A 15,612-nucleotide genomic window follows, 5' to 3' on the forward strand; every position below is an offset into this window, starting at 1 on the left:
TGAACCGGGCTCAATCGTCGAACACCGGCTTTTGCTTGCTCATCGAAGCCATCATGGCCAGCTTGAGATCGGCTGATTGCAGCATGGACGCGTTCCAGATAGCAACGTGTTCCAGGCCATCATCGATGCGATGGTCGCGCATGTAGTCGATCATGCGCTTGCTGCCTTCGATGGCAATCGGTGATTTTTGTGCGATCTGCCGCGCAATGGCCAGTACCCCGTCCAGCAATTGCGCATGATCGTCGTAGACCCGATTGACCAGGCCGACCTGTACGGCCTCCTGTGCGTGAACGCTGCGCCCGGTGTAGGCCAGCTCTCGCAGCAGGCCATCACCGATGATACGTGGCAAGCGTTGCAGGGTGCCGACATCGGCTGCCATGCCCATGTCGATTTCACGAATGGCGAACTGCGCATCAACGGCGGCATAGCGCATGTCGCAGGCGGCAATCAGATCGACCCCGGCGCCCAGGCAGTATCCCTGCACGGCTGCCAGCACCGGCTTGCGGCATTGAGCAACGGCTGTGAACGAGGCCTGCATCTGCTCGATCTTGCGCCGCAGCAGACGCGCATTGCGCCCGGCATCAGGCCCCAGCTCGCTGGCCACCGCGCCCAGCAGGGCCAGGTCGATACCGGAGGAAAAGTGCTTGCCGGCCCCGCTGATGACCACCGCGCGGATGCCGTCGTGCTCATCGATCCATTGGAAAATCGCCCTGATCTCGTGCCAGAACGCCGCGTTCATGGCATTGAGCTTGTCAGGGCGATTGATCTGCACATGAGCGACCTGCTCATGCAACTGGACGATGAAGGCTTGATAGTCGGACACGGCAGGTTCCTTTGCGTACGGGACTGAGCGCCGGACTATAACAAGCCTGCCGCCAGCGTCGTAAGGCGGCGCAAGTGCCATTTGCCGGACCGGCCTGGCGTCCACCAACCTTTCGGCACAATCCCAAAAAGTCCGAAACGGCCGCTACCTGACCCCGGACCCGATCAACCTCGCCGGCGGACTGAACACCTACCAGTACGTGCCCGACCCGACGGCGTGGGTTGACCCGCTTGGACTTGCAAATGTCCCAGGCGGATGTCCGGGCGGGAAAAGCGGTCCAGCGGCGGGAAGAGATTGAAAAACGCACCGAAGCCAACGCCAACGATGTGTGCATGACGATGAGAAACGGTACAACCTGCCTACCATCGGTAAAACATGGCTCGAGATTCCGGATGCGGTGATGAGGCAGCGGGCGATTGATGGGACAGCCCCAATCACAGGAAAAAGACCTTGAAAACCCAGACTTCGATTTGCGCCTCTATTTGACAACGACGATGAGGACGATTACACAAGCTGCGCCTGGAACTCAGAAGAAATCGACAGCCCTCGTGGCTTTTTTGAAGACATCTACAGAGTCGCCTGTGACGTGTGGAAAGAAGACATTGAAAAAGCAGAATCAGAAAATCAATAACCCCTGTAAATGACCGGGCGCAAGATAACCGACAGCACACCGTCAAAGAGGAAAAAATGCTGGAGACCCTCATACCCAAGGCCGTCTGGTGGGGGCTGGATGGCCAGGGCTACACCGAGATCGGCCAGGAAATTTCTGATCCGGACAGTGGCAGCCGGACGTGGATCATGATTTACGCCCTCTACAAACCTGTCTTTTTCGAACGACCGGCGCATCTCTATCATGAATTCATAACCCGCCTGCTCGGGCACAGGTATGGCGTATTCATCATTGAAATCCCCTGCGCCAGGCTCGGCGAATACGACAACCTGTATGCCGAGGATATCCGGGTGCTTTTCGCCAAGGGGGCAGACAGCGAAGAGGATCTGCGCGCGATAATAGAGGACTGCAAGGTCGACCCCGGTCTCTTCACCTACCCGTGGCGCTGTCACTATCCGCTATGAGGAACAGGAACCCCTTGGAAATGACGAAACCCTGATCTCACAGATAATCACCGAACCAGAATTCGACCGCCTCTTCATTGACGCCATCCCTGCCCGTCCAGAAGTCCACCGGATAACTCCAGTCCGAGGAGTGACTTTTCCTCGGCGCAAGGCCGATGTAGGTGTAGTGATGGACGAACCCTTTGTGCTCAGGGGTTTCCAGCACCCCCAGATGCCCCAGTAAATCGAGCAAGGCGCGGGACTGTTCTTTATCCATGCCGATGCCCGGAATCGCCCTGAGCTTTTTCTCCAGGGTCACCGGCCTGTCCTGAAGATCGGCGGTCCGCAACACCGACAAGACGTTCTTCAACATGGAAACTGACTGTACGGCGGGCACAGCGGTCTTGTTGTGCTCCTTCAGGAACACATACAACTGTTCAGGCGCTCCGCTGTAGGTGGCTCCGACCGAGTAGCGCGCCAGGTTGCACAGGGTAAAGTCGCGGCTTCTGCTCTTGAACACCCCGCAGACATTACATTGAATGCCGTGGGTCGATGCAAAACCATGCGCCGGAAAGTTGAGCATGATGACATACGCCGACAATGCGGCTCTTTTTTGCGCCTGGCCGGTTTCCAGGCCTATCAGAAAAGACGCCACGACCGAGGCCTGGTCAGCGATGCCTTTCTCATGGAACAGTTTTTTGATCAACTCATCGTGCGTCAGGTCTTCGGCCGGCACGATCATGCCGTTAGCGTGCAAGAGGCCGATCAACCCAGGGTCGGTCATGGCGGCCAACGAGCCACTTCGATAGTAGTGTTTTATGGCCTTGTTCAACTTGCGGTCCATGGTGCTCTTTACCTTAAACGACGATCAATTTGTCACCGGCATAGCCCACCGGCCAATGCCCCAGGCAATACACCGCCACCACCCTTTCCCAACGATGCCCCAGACCTGAATGGCGCTCGGTCACATGCTGCCTGAAGGCAAAGCCGATCGCGTTTTTCGCGGCCAGGCTGAAGTCATGTTGGTCGACGATGAATGCGCGCCTGTCGACGTTTTTCATCGCCTTCATCACCGCCCTGGTGACTGTCAGCCGGCGTTCGACCAGGGCTGCGTCGGGCGTGTCCAGTCTGTAGAAGGGATCGTGCTGGGTCGGTGATGTCGGCAGCCATTCAACGTGCGGGTAACCGTCCTTCAAGGATGCCGCAGTGGGCGCTGTGAACACCTCGCGCAGCGTATCGACATAAATCAGATCATCCGCTTGCGCCGTGCGCTTTCCCATGGCCGAAAAGAAATGACTTTTCTCTATTTCAGCCAGTATTGCATCGATAGGCATACTGGATTTCCACCTCGTTATTACGCCATGCTCGCTTATATGGCAAAAGCGCCGGGCAAGACGCTTCATCCCATGTGCAACGGGAAAAAGCCTGCCGCTGCACACCCGTTGTCCAGTCCGGGTCTAGACTGGTAAAACGTCCGAAAATTGCCCTCCATACTGCAAAAACTCTGAACCCGGCCCCCTCTTTCGAGGTCCAGTATCTGGACACTGCGGCAATTGGCCAGACGCCAGAACCCATGTCCTGTTTTCCCACATGAGGGTTTTCATTGACTACATCCAAGGCAGCAACCGGTATCGAAGGGCTGGATGACATCCTGAGCGGCGGGTTCTCCCGCGGTCATGTGTTTCTGGTCGAAGGTGAGCCTGGTACAGGCAAGACCACCGTGGCGCTGAAGTTCTTGATGACTGGCGCGCAAGCGGGTGAGTCGTGCCTGTACATCACGCTATCGGAGACAGAGCGTGAGCTGCGCGACAGTGCCCGCTCCCATGGCTGGGAGCTGGATGAGCACATCCATGTGTATGAACTGACACCACCGGAGAGCCTGCTCAGTGCCGAGCAGCAGCAAAGCCTGCTGTATTCCTCGGACCTGGAACTGGGCGAGACGATTGCCAAGCTGTTCGAGGCGGTCGAGCGCACCCGCCCTACACGGGTGGTGATCGACAGCCTTTCGGAGATTCGCCTGCTGGCGCAAAGCTCCTTGCGTTACCGTCGCCAGGTACTGGCGATGAAGCACTATTTTGCGCGCTTCGACACAACCGTGCTGTTGCTCGACGACCTGACCACCGACACGCTGGACAAGACCGTGCACAGTGTGGCCCACGGGGTGATTCGCTTGCAGGAAATGACACCGGCCTACGGTGGCGAGCGGCGACGGTTGAAAATCATCAAGTACCGCGGCCAGAAATACCGTGGCGGCTTTCACGACTTCACCATCCTCGAAGGCGGCGTGCAGGTGTTCCCGCGCCTGGTGGCCGCCGAGCATCGCAACCTGTATGAGCGCCGCCAGTACAGCAGTGGCATTGCCGAGCTGGATGGATTGCTCGGGGGCGGTGTCGACAGCGGCTCCAGTACCCTGGTGCTGGGCCCGGCCGGTACGGGCAAGTCGCTTATTTCCCTGGTGTTTGCGGTACAGGCCATGGCCCGTGGCGAACGCGTCGGGCTGTTTGTCTTCGATGAAGAACTGGGCTTGCTGTATGCACGCATGCAAGCGATGGGCATCGATCTGCAGGCGTTTCAGGACAGCGGTCAGCTATGGGTCGAGCAGGTGGATGCAGCGGAACTGTCGCCGGGCGAGTTTTCCCATCGGGTTCGGCATTGCGTGGACAAGCAACAGATCAAGACCGTGATCATCGACAGCCTCAACGGCTATCAGGCGGCCATGCCGGAAGAAAATGCCCTGGTGCTGCATATGCACGAGCTGTTGCTGTACCTTAACCGCCAGGGCGCCTCGACCTTCATGACCGTGGCCCAGCATGGGCTGGTGGGCGACATGCGCGCGCCGGTCGATATCACTTACCTGGCCGACACCGTCATCCTGTTGCGTTACTTCGAGGCGCTGGGCAAAGTACGCCGGGCCGTTTCGGTGATCAAGAAGCGCACCGGCGCCCACGAAACCACGATCCGCGAGTACCGTATCAGCGACAAAGGCTTGCGCATCGGGGCACCTTTGCATGATTTTCAGGGTGTGCTGCGTGGCGTGCCCAGCTACCGAGGCGATGGGCAACCCCTGTTGCAGGATGATGAGACGTGATACCAGCTTTTTCCGAACGGGCAATCATCCTGGCCCCCCAGGGCCGCGACAGTCAGATCGCCTCGGCGATTCTCAACGAAGCCGGGCTGCGCACAAAAGTCGCCAGGGATACCACTGAACTGGTCAGGGAGCTGAACATCGGTGCAGGGTTGGCCATCATTGCCGACGAAGCCCTGCGCGGTACTGATTTCAACCCTTTGCTCAACCTGCTGGCCAGTCAACCGGCCTGGTCCGACCTGCCGGTGGTCTTGCTCACCCGGCATGGCGGCCCGGACCAGAACCCATCGACCCGGCTGGGCACCCTGCTGGGCAATGTGACCTTCCTGGAGCGCCCGTTTCACCCGATGACCCTGGTCACGCTGGTAAAGACCGCCGTGCGTGGCCGGCGCCGTCAATATGAGGCGCGGGCGCGCATGGAAGACCTGCTGGAGGGCGAAAGGCGCTTGCAGAACGCCCTCACCGCCGGGCGCCTGGGATCGTGGCAACTGGAAGCCGAGTTTCTGACCCTGACCTGTTCGGCCATCAGCAAGGCCCACTACGGGCTCGATGAAAATGCCACGTTTGGCTATGAGGACTGGCTGGCTTCGGTCTATGCCGCCGACCAGCCGCGCATGCAATCGGCCTTGCAGCGCAGCCTGGACACCGGCGTCGACTTCATTATCGAATACCGCAACCTGTGGCCCGACGGCTCGCTCAACTGGGTCGATGTGCGTGCCCGGGCCATTTATGGCAAAAGCGGCCAGGTCATTGCCCTGGTCGGCGTCACCTCCGACATCAGCGAGCGCAAGCAGGCCGAAGCCGAGCTGCGACGGCTCAACGAGACCCTCGAACAACAGGTCGAAGAGCGCACCTCGCAATTGCGGCACAACGAGGAGGTGCTGCGCCAGTCACAGAAAATGGAAGCGGTGGGCCAACTCACCGGCGGCATCGCCCATGACTTCAACAACATGCTGACCGGCATCATCGGTAGCCTCGAGCTGATGCGCCGGCGCATCGCTCGCGGGCGGGTCGATGACCTCGACAACCTGATCGACCTGGGCGTGACTTCGGCCAACCGTGCTGCCGCCCTCACCCACCGGCTGCTGGCTTTTTCCCGGCGTCAGTCACTCGACTCAAGGCCGGTGGAAATGAACCACCTGGTCAAGGCCATGGACGAACTGATCCTGCGCAGCCTGAGCGAAAGCATTCATCTGGACATGCGCCTGGACACTGACCTGTGGACGGCTGAAGCCGATCCCAACCAGCTTGAAAGCGCCCTGCTCAACCTGGTGCTCAATGCCCGCGACGCCATGCCCGGTGGCGGCCTGCTGCGCGTCGAGACGCGCAACGAGCGGCTGGAGCGCAGCTTTACCGATGCGCACGAGAACCTGCTGCCGGGCGACTACGTGCTGCTCAGTGTCAGCGACACCGGCTGCGGCATGCCGGAAAACGTGGTCAGTCGCGCGTTCGATCCCTTTTTCACGACCAAGCCGATCGGCCAGGGCACCGGCCTTGGCCTGTCGATGATCTATGGCTTCAGCAAGCAATCGCGTGGCCACGTGATGATCGACAGCGAGGTGGGCCGTGGCACCACGGTCAAACTCTACCTGCCCCGCCATCAGGGCGTGCAGGAAGATGAGCAGATGACTTTCCAGAGCAACGCCACCTTTGCCAAGGCCGGCGAAACCGTGTTGATCGTCGAGGACGATCCGGCTGTGCGCACCCTGGTCAGCGAAGTGCTCAGTGAGCTGGGTTATGCCTTTATCGAAGCGGCCGACGGCCAGAGCGCCGTGCCGCTGCTGCAGTCAGCGACACGCATCGATCTGCTGATCAGTGATGTAGGGCTGCCAGGCATGAACGGTCGGCAACTGGCCGAGATCGCCCGGCAGTTGCGCCCGGGCCTGAAAGTGCTGTTCATCACCGGTTACGCCGAGCATGCTGCCGTGCGTGCTGATTTTCTGGGCAGCGATATGCAGATGATCACCAAACCCTTTGCGTTCGACCACCTGACCTCGAAAGTGCGGGAGATGATCGAAGCCTGACAGCGTCAGGCCGCAGGATCAGGCCAGCAGGGACTCGATCTGGGAGTGCAGGGTTTCCATGGTGAAGGGCTTGGCCAGGATGGGCGCCCTGGAGGCGATGGGGCTGCCGGAGTCGACGATCTCCGCCGGGTAGCCGCTGATGAAAATCACCTTCAGGTCCGGGCGCAGCTTGACGGCAGGCTCGGCAATCATCACCCCCGAAATGCCGCCCGGCAGGCGGTAATCGGTGATCATCAGGTCCAGGTGCGGTCGCGTGGCCAATATTTCGAAGGCCTGCTCGCCATTTTCGGCCTGCAGCACACGATACCCCACGCCCGACAGGTAGTCGGCCAGCAGCATCATGATCAGGGGTTCGTCTTCAACGATCAGTACAACGTCTTGGGCATCAGCGCTCATGGAACGGCCTTCAATCTTCTAATAGCTGCCAATACGACCACGGCATGCACGGGAGGTTGCGCGAAATGCAGGACAATTCGTGCGTTGCTGGAATTTATCGTCATCAGGGTCACGCCGGCACTTGCAAGGGCAGGCGCACGATGAAGGTCGACCCCTTGCCCTCTTCGCTTTCGACCAGAATCCGGCCGCCGTGAGCCATGACAATCTGCTCGGAAATGAACAGCCCCAGGCCCAGCCCGGCCACGGCATGATTGGCCGTGACCCGCTCGAACTGCTGGAAGATCCGCTTCTGGTTGGCCTCGCAAATCCCTATGCCGTGGTCAATGACCTCGATGCACGCCTGCTGCTGATCGGCGTCGGCATACACCCGGACTTCGACCGGCTTGCCGGCACCGTAGCGCAAGGCATTGGTCAACAGGTTCACAATGACCTGCTCGATGCGAAATTCGTCCCACACGCCAATCACCGGCTGTTCGGCGCTGAGGCTTATGGAGCAGCGGGCGGCCGCACTCTGGGCGGCAAAGTTTTCCAGCAGCTGACTGGCCAGCTCCGACAGGTCGAACGGGCTGGTGCGAATCGACAGCTTGCCGGTGCGGATGCGCGACACATCGAGCATGTCTTCGATCAGGCGGATCAGGCTCTGGATCTGGCGCTCGTCCCGTTCGACCATGCCACGCAGCTTGTCCATGCTGAACGCGGCTTCGTTGTTCTTGGCCAAATGCAACTTGCGCAACTGGGTTTCCAGGATCAGGCCGTTGAGCGGCGTGCGCACCTCGTGCGAGACGATCGACATGAAGTCGTCACGCATGCGCACAGCATGCTCCAGCTCGGCCTGGGTGGCCTGCAGGCGCTGCAGCAGCACCTCTTGCTCCTGGCGGCTCTGCTCCAGCGCCTCGACCTGCTGCTTCATGGCCTTGCGCTGGCGGTACAGCTCGACGAACACATTGACCTTGCTCTTGACCGCATGGATGTCCAGCGGCTTGTGGAGAAAGTCCACCGCACCGCTTTCATAACCCTTGAAGGCATAGTTGAGCTCGCGGCCAGCCGCTGTGACAAAGACGATGGGAATATGCTTGGTCTTTTCCGTGCTGCGCATCATCTCGGCCAGTTCGAAGCCGTTCATGCCGGGCATCTGCACATCGAGCATGGCCAGGGCGAATTCGTGCTGGAGCAGCAACGACAACGCCTCATCGGCCGACAGCGCCTTGTAGACGATGCGATCTTCGCGCTTGATCAAGGCTTCCAGGGCCAGCAGATTTTCTGGCAGGTCGTCGACGATCAACAGTTTTGTCTGGGTACTACTTAGCATGCGATTCGTTCCAGCTGGACCAGCAAGTGACCGATGTCCGACAAGGGCAACAGGTAATCGGGCGTGTGCAACTTCAACCCGGCTTCGGGCATGGTGCGCACCTGGGCGCATTGCGGATCCTGGATCACGGTCAGCCCCCCTGCAGTCTTTATGTGCGCCAGCCCCCGGGCGCCGTCGTTGTTGGCACCGGTCAGTAATATACCCGCCAGCCCGGGACCCAAGGCGTCGGCCGCAGAATCAAAGAGAATGTCGATACTGGGGCGTGAATGAAACACCTTGTCTTCCTGGCTCAACGACAGGCTGAGGTCATCCTCGACCGACAGGTGATAACCGGACGGCGCAAAATACAGCGTGCCGGCCTTGATGCTTTCTTTGTCGCGGGCCTCGTGCACCGGAATCGGCAAACGGTTCTGAAACACCTGCGCCAGCTGACTGCTGCGTGTTTCAGGCAGGTGCAGCACCACCAGGATCGGCAGTCGAAAGCCCGGCCGCACGTGACGCAGCACCGTCAGCAATGCTTCTACCCCGCCGGCCGAAGCGCCCATCACCACCGCATTGACCCTTGGCAGGTCGCCTGCGGCTTGCCCCTCGAATGATGTCTTCATGACTTGCGATAAATCCGTTCGGGCTTGACCAGGGTTTCGAAGGCATCGCTGTATCCGGAAAAATCCAGGGTTTCCTTGCTGCCCAAGGCCAGGAAGCCTCGATGACAAAGGGAGTTGTGAAACAGTCCGAAGGCGCGATCCTGCAATTTTTTATTGAAGTAGATCAATACGTTACGGCAAGAAATCAAATGAGTTTCGGAAAATACGCTGTCGGTGGCCAGGCTATGATCGGCAAACGTTACCGTCTCGCGCAGGGTCTTGTCGAAAATCGCATAGTTGTAGCCTGAGGTGTAATAGTCGGACAACTGACCGAGCCCGCCGGCAAGCCGGTAATTCTCAGCCCAGCCATGGACGCTGTCCATCGAGAAAATGCCCTGCTTGGCTTTCTCCAGTGAATGGGGATTGATGTCGGTGGCGTAAATGATCGTACGCTCCAGCAGTCCTTCTTCACGCAGCAGGATGGCGGTCGAGTAGACCTCTTCACCCGTGCTGCAGCCGGCAATCCAGACTTTCAGCGAGGGATAGGTGCGCAGCAGTGGCACCACTTCACGACGAATCGCCAGGAAGTGCGAGGGGTCGCGAAACATCTCGCTGACCGGAATGGTCAGCAATTGCAGCAACTGCATGAAGGCCGCCGGGTCGTGCAGCACACGCTCCTGCAACGCCGAGATGGTGCTGCACTCGAACTGGCGCAGGGCGTGCTGCACGCGGCGCTTGACCGAAGCGCCGGAGTAATCGCGAAAATCGTAGCTGTACTTGAGGTAGATCGCCTCGATCAACAGGCGCAGCTCGATATCGGCATTCTTGTCGTAAGACATGCTAGAACCTGACGAGGTGTCTCGGAATGCTGCTTGGGCCGCAGACACTCAAATACGTTCCATTTTCGGCAGCCAGACGCGGATCAGGGAAAACAGCCTGTCCAGGTCGATGGGCTTGGCCAGGTAATCGTTGGCACCGGCCTGCAGGCAACGCTCCTGATCATCCTTCATGGCCTTGGCGGTCACGGCAATGATCGGCAGCTTGCGCCAGCGCGGGTCCTTGCGAATCTCCATGGTCGCTTCGAAACCGTCCATTTCCGGCATCATCACATCCATCAGCACCAGATCGATGTCCTCTACCGCATTGAGCCGTTCGATGGCCTCCAGGCCATTGCGCGCCACTTCGACCACCGCACCCTTGTGTTCCAGGGCACTGGTTAGGGCGAAGATATTGCGCACATCGTCATCGACCACCAGCACTTTACGGGCCTCGAAGACCTTGTCGCGGCTGCGGGCGGTCATGAGCATTTTCTGCCGCTCGTTGGACAATTGCGATTCGACCTTGTGCAGGAACAGGGTGACCTCATCGAGCAGCCGCTCCGGCGAGCGGGCACCCTTGATGATGATCGAGCGCGAGTACTTCATCAACTCGGCCTCCTCATCACGGGTCATGTTGCGGCCGGTGTAGACGATGACTGGCGGGAAGGCACAGATGTCTTCAGTGGCCATGCGCTTGAGCAGCTCGTTGCCGAGCATGTCGGGCAGCTTCAGGTCGATGATCATGCAGTCGTAGACGTGCTCGCGCAGCAGGTCCAGCGCTTCCTGGGCATAGCCTACGGCGGTGATCTCGATATCATCATCGCCGATCAGGCGCGCAATGCTGTCGCGCTGAAGGGCATCGTCTTCGACCAGCAGGATGCGCTTGACCTTCTGGGTCAGCTTGGCTTCGAGCTTGGCGAACACGTCCTTGAGCTCTTCGCGGGTCGTAGGCTTGACCGCATAACCGATCGCGCCCATGTGCATGGCCGCTTCCTGACGGTCTTCGACCGAGATTACATGCACCGGAATGTGCCGTGTTTCGGCCTGTTCCTTGAGACGCTGCAGCACAGTCAACCCGGAATGATCCGGCAGGCGCATGTCGAGCAATACGGCATCCGGGGTGTAGGCCAGCGCCAGGTTGAAGCCCTCGTCGGCGGCGTGCGCCACCAGGCAGTGGTAGCCCAGCTCGTGGGCCAGGTCGAAGAGGATCTGCGCAAACGACACGTCATCTTCAATCACCAGGATGCAACGGTGCTCGAACGGCGCCTTGTGCCGGTCATCGGCAAAAGGTGCCGCCGCCACCTCGACCGGCAAGGCCGGCGGCGCAGGCTCGGCCCGACGCGGGAGCAGCGTGCCGACGCCTGGGGACATGGCCGATACGGCAGGCGACAACGGCATCACCGGCGCCTCACCGTCGCCGCTCCAGGTCTGCGGCAGCACCAGGGTAAAGATACTGCCCTGGCCCGGTTCGCTGACCACGCTGATCGAGCCGCCCAGCAAGGCAGCCAGGTCACGGGAAATGGACAGGCCCAGGCCCGTACCGCCATAGCGACGGTTGGTGGTGCCATCGGCCTGATGGAACGCCTCGAAGATACTCTGCAGTTGATCAGCCGCAATACCGATGCCTGAATCGCGCACCGCAAAGGCGATGCCTTCGCCAGGCTGGCACGAGACGATCAGGCTGACCGTACCGTTCTCGGTGAACTTGACAGCGTTGGACAAGAGGTTCTTGAGGATCTGCTCCAGGCGCTGGAAGTCGGTGTACAGCAAGGCCGGCGCACCCTCTTGCAGTTCGACGCTGAACTGGAGGCGCTTTTGATCGGCCAACGGCTGGAAGACGTTGTGCAGGTTCTCCACCAGACGGACAACGCTGCCGTTTTCAGGGCGCACTTCGAGCTTGCCGGCCTCGACCTTGGCGATGTCGAGGATATCGTTGATCAAATTGAGCAGGTCATTGCCCGCCGAATAGATCGACTCGGCAAACTTGACCTGCTCATCGGTCAGGTTACGGGTGGGGTTTTCCGACAGCAGCTTGGCCAGAATCAATGAACTGTTGAGCGGCGTGCGCAGCTCGTGGGACATGTTGGCCAGAAATTCCGACTTGTAGCGGCTGGAGCGCTGCAATTCATCGGCACGGGCCTGCAACTGCACCTGGGCATGGCTTAACGCTTCGTTGTTGCGGTCCAGCGCATCGCGCTGCTCGGACAGCGCCTGGCCCTGCTCGGCCAGTTGCTGGTTAGTCTGCTCAAGTTCGGCCTGCTGGGTTTCCAGATAGGCCTGGGATTCCTTGAGAATCCGCGACTGCTCTTCGAGTTCTTCGTTGGCGGTGCGCAGCTCTTCCTGCTGCACCTGCAATTCCTCGTTGAGCTGCTGGGTCTCGCTGAGCACTTCTTGCAGGCGCTGGCGATAGCGTGCAGCTTCGACCGACGTGCCGACGTTGTCGGACACCAGTTCGAGAAACTCCAGGTCACGCTCGGTCAAGGGACGCAAGAAGCCCAGCTCGACCACGGCGTTGACCTGATTGTCATTGCTGGTCGGCACGATCGCCACGCTGCACGGCTCGCTCTGGCCCAGGCCTGAACTGACCTTGAAGTGATCACCCGGCAGATTGTCCAGGGTGATGATACGGTCTTGTTGTACGGCCTGGCCGATCACGCCCTCATCGGCATAGATCGATTGTTCATGCTGCTCTTGCTCACGGGAGAAGCCATAGGAGGCGACCCGTACCAGCCCGCCGTGCTCCTGGCGCACGTAGACCGCAGCCACCACGGCGCCCAGGTACTGGGCAAAAAATTGCAACACATTGCGCCCGACCAGGTTCAGGGTCAGTTGCCCCAGCACTTGCTCGGCCAGCGCGCTCTGGCCGTTGCGCAGCCATGCCACCTTTTCCAGGCGCTCGGCGTTGACCTGTTGCAGCTTGAGGTTGGCGTCATAGGTGGTCGACAGCGACAGCAGGTCACGCCGTCCCACCCAGGCCAGCGCGCCACTGACACTGAGCACGAAAATCAGGTACAAGGTGACCGACAGCACCGTGGTACGGGTCACATCGGCATTGCGGTTGAGGCGCAGCTGCTGCTCCATCGATACGGCCAGGTCGTATTCGGTGCGCATCTGGTCAGTGATGCGCTTGCCGCGCCCGGACGCCGTAGGCGTCAGGTAATCACCGTTGTCGCGGCGCAGGTTGATCATCTGCTGGGCGAAGTTATCCCACTCGGCCTGCAGGGTAGACAACCGGCGGATGCGGTCCTGCTGGGTCGGATTGTCCGCCACCAGCCCCTGCAACCCTTCCAGTTCGGCCTTGAGCAGCGGCCGGGCCACCTCATAAGGGTCGAGAAAATGCTCGTCACCGACCAACAGGTAACCGCGCATGCCGGTTTCCATGTCGATGGACAGCTTCATCGAGCGGTTGATGTTGTTGATCACCCGGTCGGTGTGCTCGACCCATTGGATGGCCTGCAGCAGGTAGTTGATCAGAATGATGAAAAACACGGCGCTGAGCACGCCGACACCCAGCGGCAGACCGACGTTACGCCCCAGCAGCTTGCGAAAGCGCTGCGCGTCGATGTTGGAAAGGCGGTTCATGAAAAGTCCCTGATGGCTCAGTGAAACTACGGAGTTTGCCGCAAACTTAACAAAAAGACTCGCCTTTCGGCCGTACGGGATTGAAATTCCAGACATAAATCGGCGATAAGCTCGCCCACATCACAGAAAGCCGACTGTTTTAGAGCAGGCATGCATGGCGCAGGCTACTTATGGAACTTCTTGAGGTGTTTTACTTACAGATTCAGAAGGCAGCACGATAACGCCGCCTTCATGACCATTTCCAGGGGAGTTAACCATGTCCGATCCAACCAGCACGATTCTAGTGGTCGAAGACGACGACATCGTGCGCATGCTGATCGTCGATGTCCTTGAAGAGCTGGAGTACAAGGTGCTTGAAGCCGCCAACGCCGAAGAAGCACTGACCACGCTCGAAAGCGACACCCCTATCGACCTGCTGATGACCGATCAGGGCCTGCCTGACATGAAAGGCACGGACCTGGCGGTGGCCGCTCGCAGGCTGCGGGCACAACTGCCGGTGCTGTTCGCCAGCGGTTATTCAGAAAACATCGACGTACCGGCCGGTATGCACCTGATCGGCAAGCCGTTTTCCATCGATCAATTGCGTGACAAGGTGGTCGCCATTCTTGGCCAGGCCATGACTTACCCCACGTGATTGCTGCCTCCTCCCGCCCTGTACGCCTGCTGTTGATTGGCTATGTCTGGCCGGAGCCTCGCTCTTCGGCCGCCAGTGGGCATGTGATGCAACTGATCCAGAGCTTTCTTGATCAGGGCTGGCAGATCACCTTCGCCAGCCCTGCCAGCGAAGGCGCCCACAAGGCCGACCTGGCCAGCCTTGGCATTGATGAGCAGACCATCGAGCTCAATAGCAGCAGCTTTGATGAGTTTGTCTGCCAACTGGCGCCCGATGTCGTAGTGTTCGATCAGTTCATGATTGAGGAGCAGTTCGGCTGGCGCGTCGAGAAACACTGCCCCGGCGCCTTGCGCATCCTGGAAACATCGGACCTGCAGAGCTTGCGCCACGCACGCCATCAGCACCTCAAGGACTTGCTAAAGGATCCGCGGCAGGCCGATGAATGCCCAGGTCTTTTCAACCAGCCATTCGAGGCGTTGTTTGAGCAGATGGCCGGGACTGATCTGGCGCAGCGCGAAATCGCGGCGCTGTACCGCTGCGACCTGAATCTGATGACATCCGATGTGGAAATGCAGTTGCTGACCGAGCAGTTCGGCCTGCCAGAGGCGCTGTTGCACTGGTGCCCGCTGATGGTCGAAGACCCGGTGATCGACACGCCGATCTTCGAAGACCGCGCGCACTTTCTGAGCATCGGCAATTTTCGCCATGCGCCCAACTGGGACGCGGTGCTGTGGATGAAACAGGCCATCTGGCCGTTGATCCGCCAGCAACTGCCGGGGGCGCAATTGCACGTGTATGGCGCCTACACCCCGCCCAAGGCCACCGCCTTGCACAATGCCGCGCAAGGTTTTCATGTGATGGACTGGGCCGAAGACGCCCTGGCCGTCATGAGTCAGGCGCGGGTCTGCCTGGCACCGCTGCGCTTTGGTGCGGGGATCAAGGGCAAGCTGATCGACGCCATGCTGTGCGGCACACCCTCGGTCACCACGCCAATCGGCGCGGAAGCCATGCAGGGCACCTGGCCCTGGCCGGGCCTGGTTGAAGGCAGTGCCGAAGCCATCGCTGCGGCTGCCGTGCGGCTGTATCAGGATCAGGCGTTATGGGAGCAGGCCCGGCATGCAGGTCATGCCCTGTTGCAGTCGCGTTATCGCTACCGCGATCACGCAAGGCAGCTGATTGAACGCATCGAAGCCCTGCGCCTCGACCTCCCCCGGCATCGCCTGCGCAACTTTACCGGGGCCATGCTGCGCCATCATCAGCACAAGAGCACGCAGTACATGGCCCAATGGATCGAAGCGAAGAATCGCGCTTCCTAGATCCACCCG

The 15,612-nt window shown here is 59.9% G+C and carries 13 protein-coding genes and 1 pseudogene; 6 read left to right on the forward strand and 8 right to left on the reverse strand.

The features are described from left to right. Positions 1-10 precede the first annotated feature (10 nt). Positions 11-823 carry a crotonase/enoyl-CoA hydratase family protein gene (locus ASF84_RS14965; RefSeq protein ID WP_056839617.1) on the reverse strand — a complete coding sequence of 271 codons (813 nt, stop codon included), beginning with the start codon at positions 821-823 and terminating at the stop codon, positions 11-13. A gap of 139 nt (positions 824-962) precedes the next feature. On the opposite strand from ASF84_RS14965, the pseudogene ASF84_RS29925 reads away from it, so the two are divergent. Then, a pseudogene (locus tag ASF84_RS29925) lies at positions 963-1,103 on the forward strand (RHS repeat-associated core domain-containing protein); the annotation flags it as partial. Positions 1,104-1,510: 407 nt separating this feature from the next. Continuing rightward, on the forward strand, positions 1,511-1,897 hold the full coding sequence (locus ASF84_RS14970; RefSeq protein WP_056839618.1) for a hypothetical protein: 387 nt from the start codon (positions 1,511-1,513) through the stop codon (positions 1,895-1,897). A gap of 37 nt (positions 1,898-1,934) precedes the next feature. Here ASF84_RS14970 and ASF84_RS14975 read toward each other — a convergent pair whose 3' ends face one another. After that, complete coding sequence (locus ASF84_RS14975; RefSeq protein WP_056839619.1) at positions 1,935-2,720, reverse strand: hypothetical protein; 786 nt, start codon at positions 2,718-2,720, stop codon at positions 1,935-1,937. Positions 2,721-2,733: 13 nt separating this feature from the next. Beyond that, entirely contained in the window at positions 2,734-3,210 is a 477-nt protein-coding gene (locus tag ASF84_RS14980) for a hypothetical protein (RefSeq protein ID WP_122702242.1), read from the reverse strand. Between the two features lie 269 nt (positions 3,211-3,479). Here ASF84_RS14980 and ASF84_RS14985 point away from each other — a divergent pair, with 269 nt between their 5' ends. Together ASF84_RS14985 and ASF84_RS14990 are read left to right on the forward strand one after the other, a co-directional pair. Next, positions 3,480-4,964, forward strand: a complete 1,485-nt coding sequence (locus tag ASF84_RS14985) for an ATPase domain-containing protein (RefSeq protein WP_056839621.1) — start codon at positions 3,480-3,482, stop codon at positions 4,962-4,964. Further along, positions 4,961-6,985 carry a response regulator gene (locus ASF84_RS14990; RefSeq protein WP_056839622.1) on the forward strand — a complete coding sequence of 675 codons (2,025 nt, stop codon included), beginning with the start codon at positions 4,961-4,963 and terminating at the stop codon, positions 6,983-6,985. Before ASF84_RS14985 ends, ASF84_RS14990 begins: the two co-directional genes overlap by 4 nt. Before the next feature lie 18 nt (positions 6,986-7,003). Here the strand turns inward: ASF84_RS14990 and ASF84_RS14995 are convergent, their stop codons facing one another. The 5 genes from ASF84_RS14995 to ASF84_RS15015 form a co-directional block, all read right to left on the reverse strand. Beyond that, positions 7,004-7,381: a response regulator gene (locus ASF84_RS14995; RefSeq protein ID WP_056839623.1), complete on the reverse strand. Its 378-nt coding sequence runs from the start codon at positions 7,379-7,381 to the stop codon at positions 7,004-7,006. A 109-nt stretch (positions 7,382-7,490) separates the two neighbouring features. Then, the gene (locus ASF84_RS15000) at positions 7,491-8,690 is read right to left on the reverse strand and encodes a hybrid sensor histidine kinase/response regulator (protein ID WP_056839624.1); all 1,200 of its coding nucleotides are present in this window, start codon (positions 8,688-8,690) and stop codon (positions 7,491-7,493) included. Then, the gene (locus tag ASF84_RS15005; RefSeq protein ID WP_056839625.1) at positions 8,684-9,295 is read right to left on the reverse strand and encodes a chemotaxis protein CheB; all 612 of its coding nucleotides are present in this window, start codon (positions 9,293-9,295) and stop codon (positions 8,684-8,686) included. The genes ASF84_RS15000 and ASF84_RS15005 overlap by 7 nt, the downstream gene beginning before the upstream one ends. Further along, entirely contained in the window at positions 9,292-10,113 is an 822-nt protein-coding gene (locus ASF84_RS15010) for a CheR family methyltransferase (RefSeq protein WP_056839626.1), read from the reverse strand. The genes ASF84_RS15005 and ASF84_RS15010 overlap by 4 nt, the downstream gene beginning before the upstream one ends. Positions 10,114-10,161: 48 nt before the next feature. Then, positions 10,162-13,674, reverse strand: coding sequence for a response regulator (locus tag ASF84_RS15015; protein WP_056839627.1), 3,513 nt, complete (start codon positions 13,672-13,674; stop codon positions 10,162-10,164). A gap of 256 nt (positions 13,675-13,930) precedes the next feature. Here ASF84_RS15015 and ASF84_RS15020 point away from each other — a divergent pair, with 256 nt between their 5' ends. Then, entirely contained in the window at positions 13,931-14,308 is a 378-nt protein-coding gene (locus ASF84_RS15020; RefSeq protein WP_056839628.1) for a response regulator, read from the forward strand. Beyond that, positions 14,305-15,603: a glycosyltransferase gene (locus tag ASF84_RS15025; RefSeq protein ID WP_056839629.1), complete on the forward strand. Its 1,299-nt coding sequence runs from the start codon at positions 14,305-14,307 to the stop codon at positions 15,601-15,603. The genes ASF84_RS15020 and ASF84_RS15025 overlap by 4 nt, the downstream gene beginning before the upstream one ends. Positions 15,604-15,612: the final 9 nt, after the last annotated feature.

Origin of the sequence: Pseudomonas sp. Leaf127 (assembly GCF_001423155.1) — a bacterium.
GTDB classification, from domain to species: Bacteria; Pseudomonadota; Gammaproteobacteria; order Pseudomonadales; family Pseudomonadaceae; genus Aquipseudomonas; species Aquipseudomonas ovata.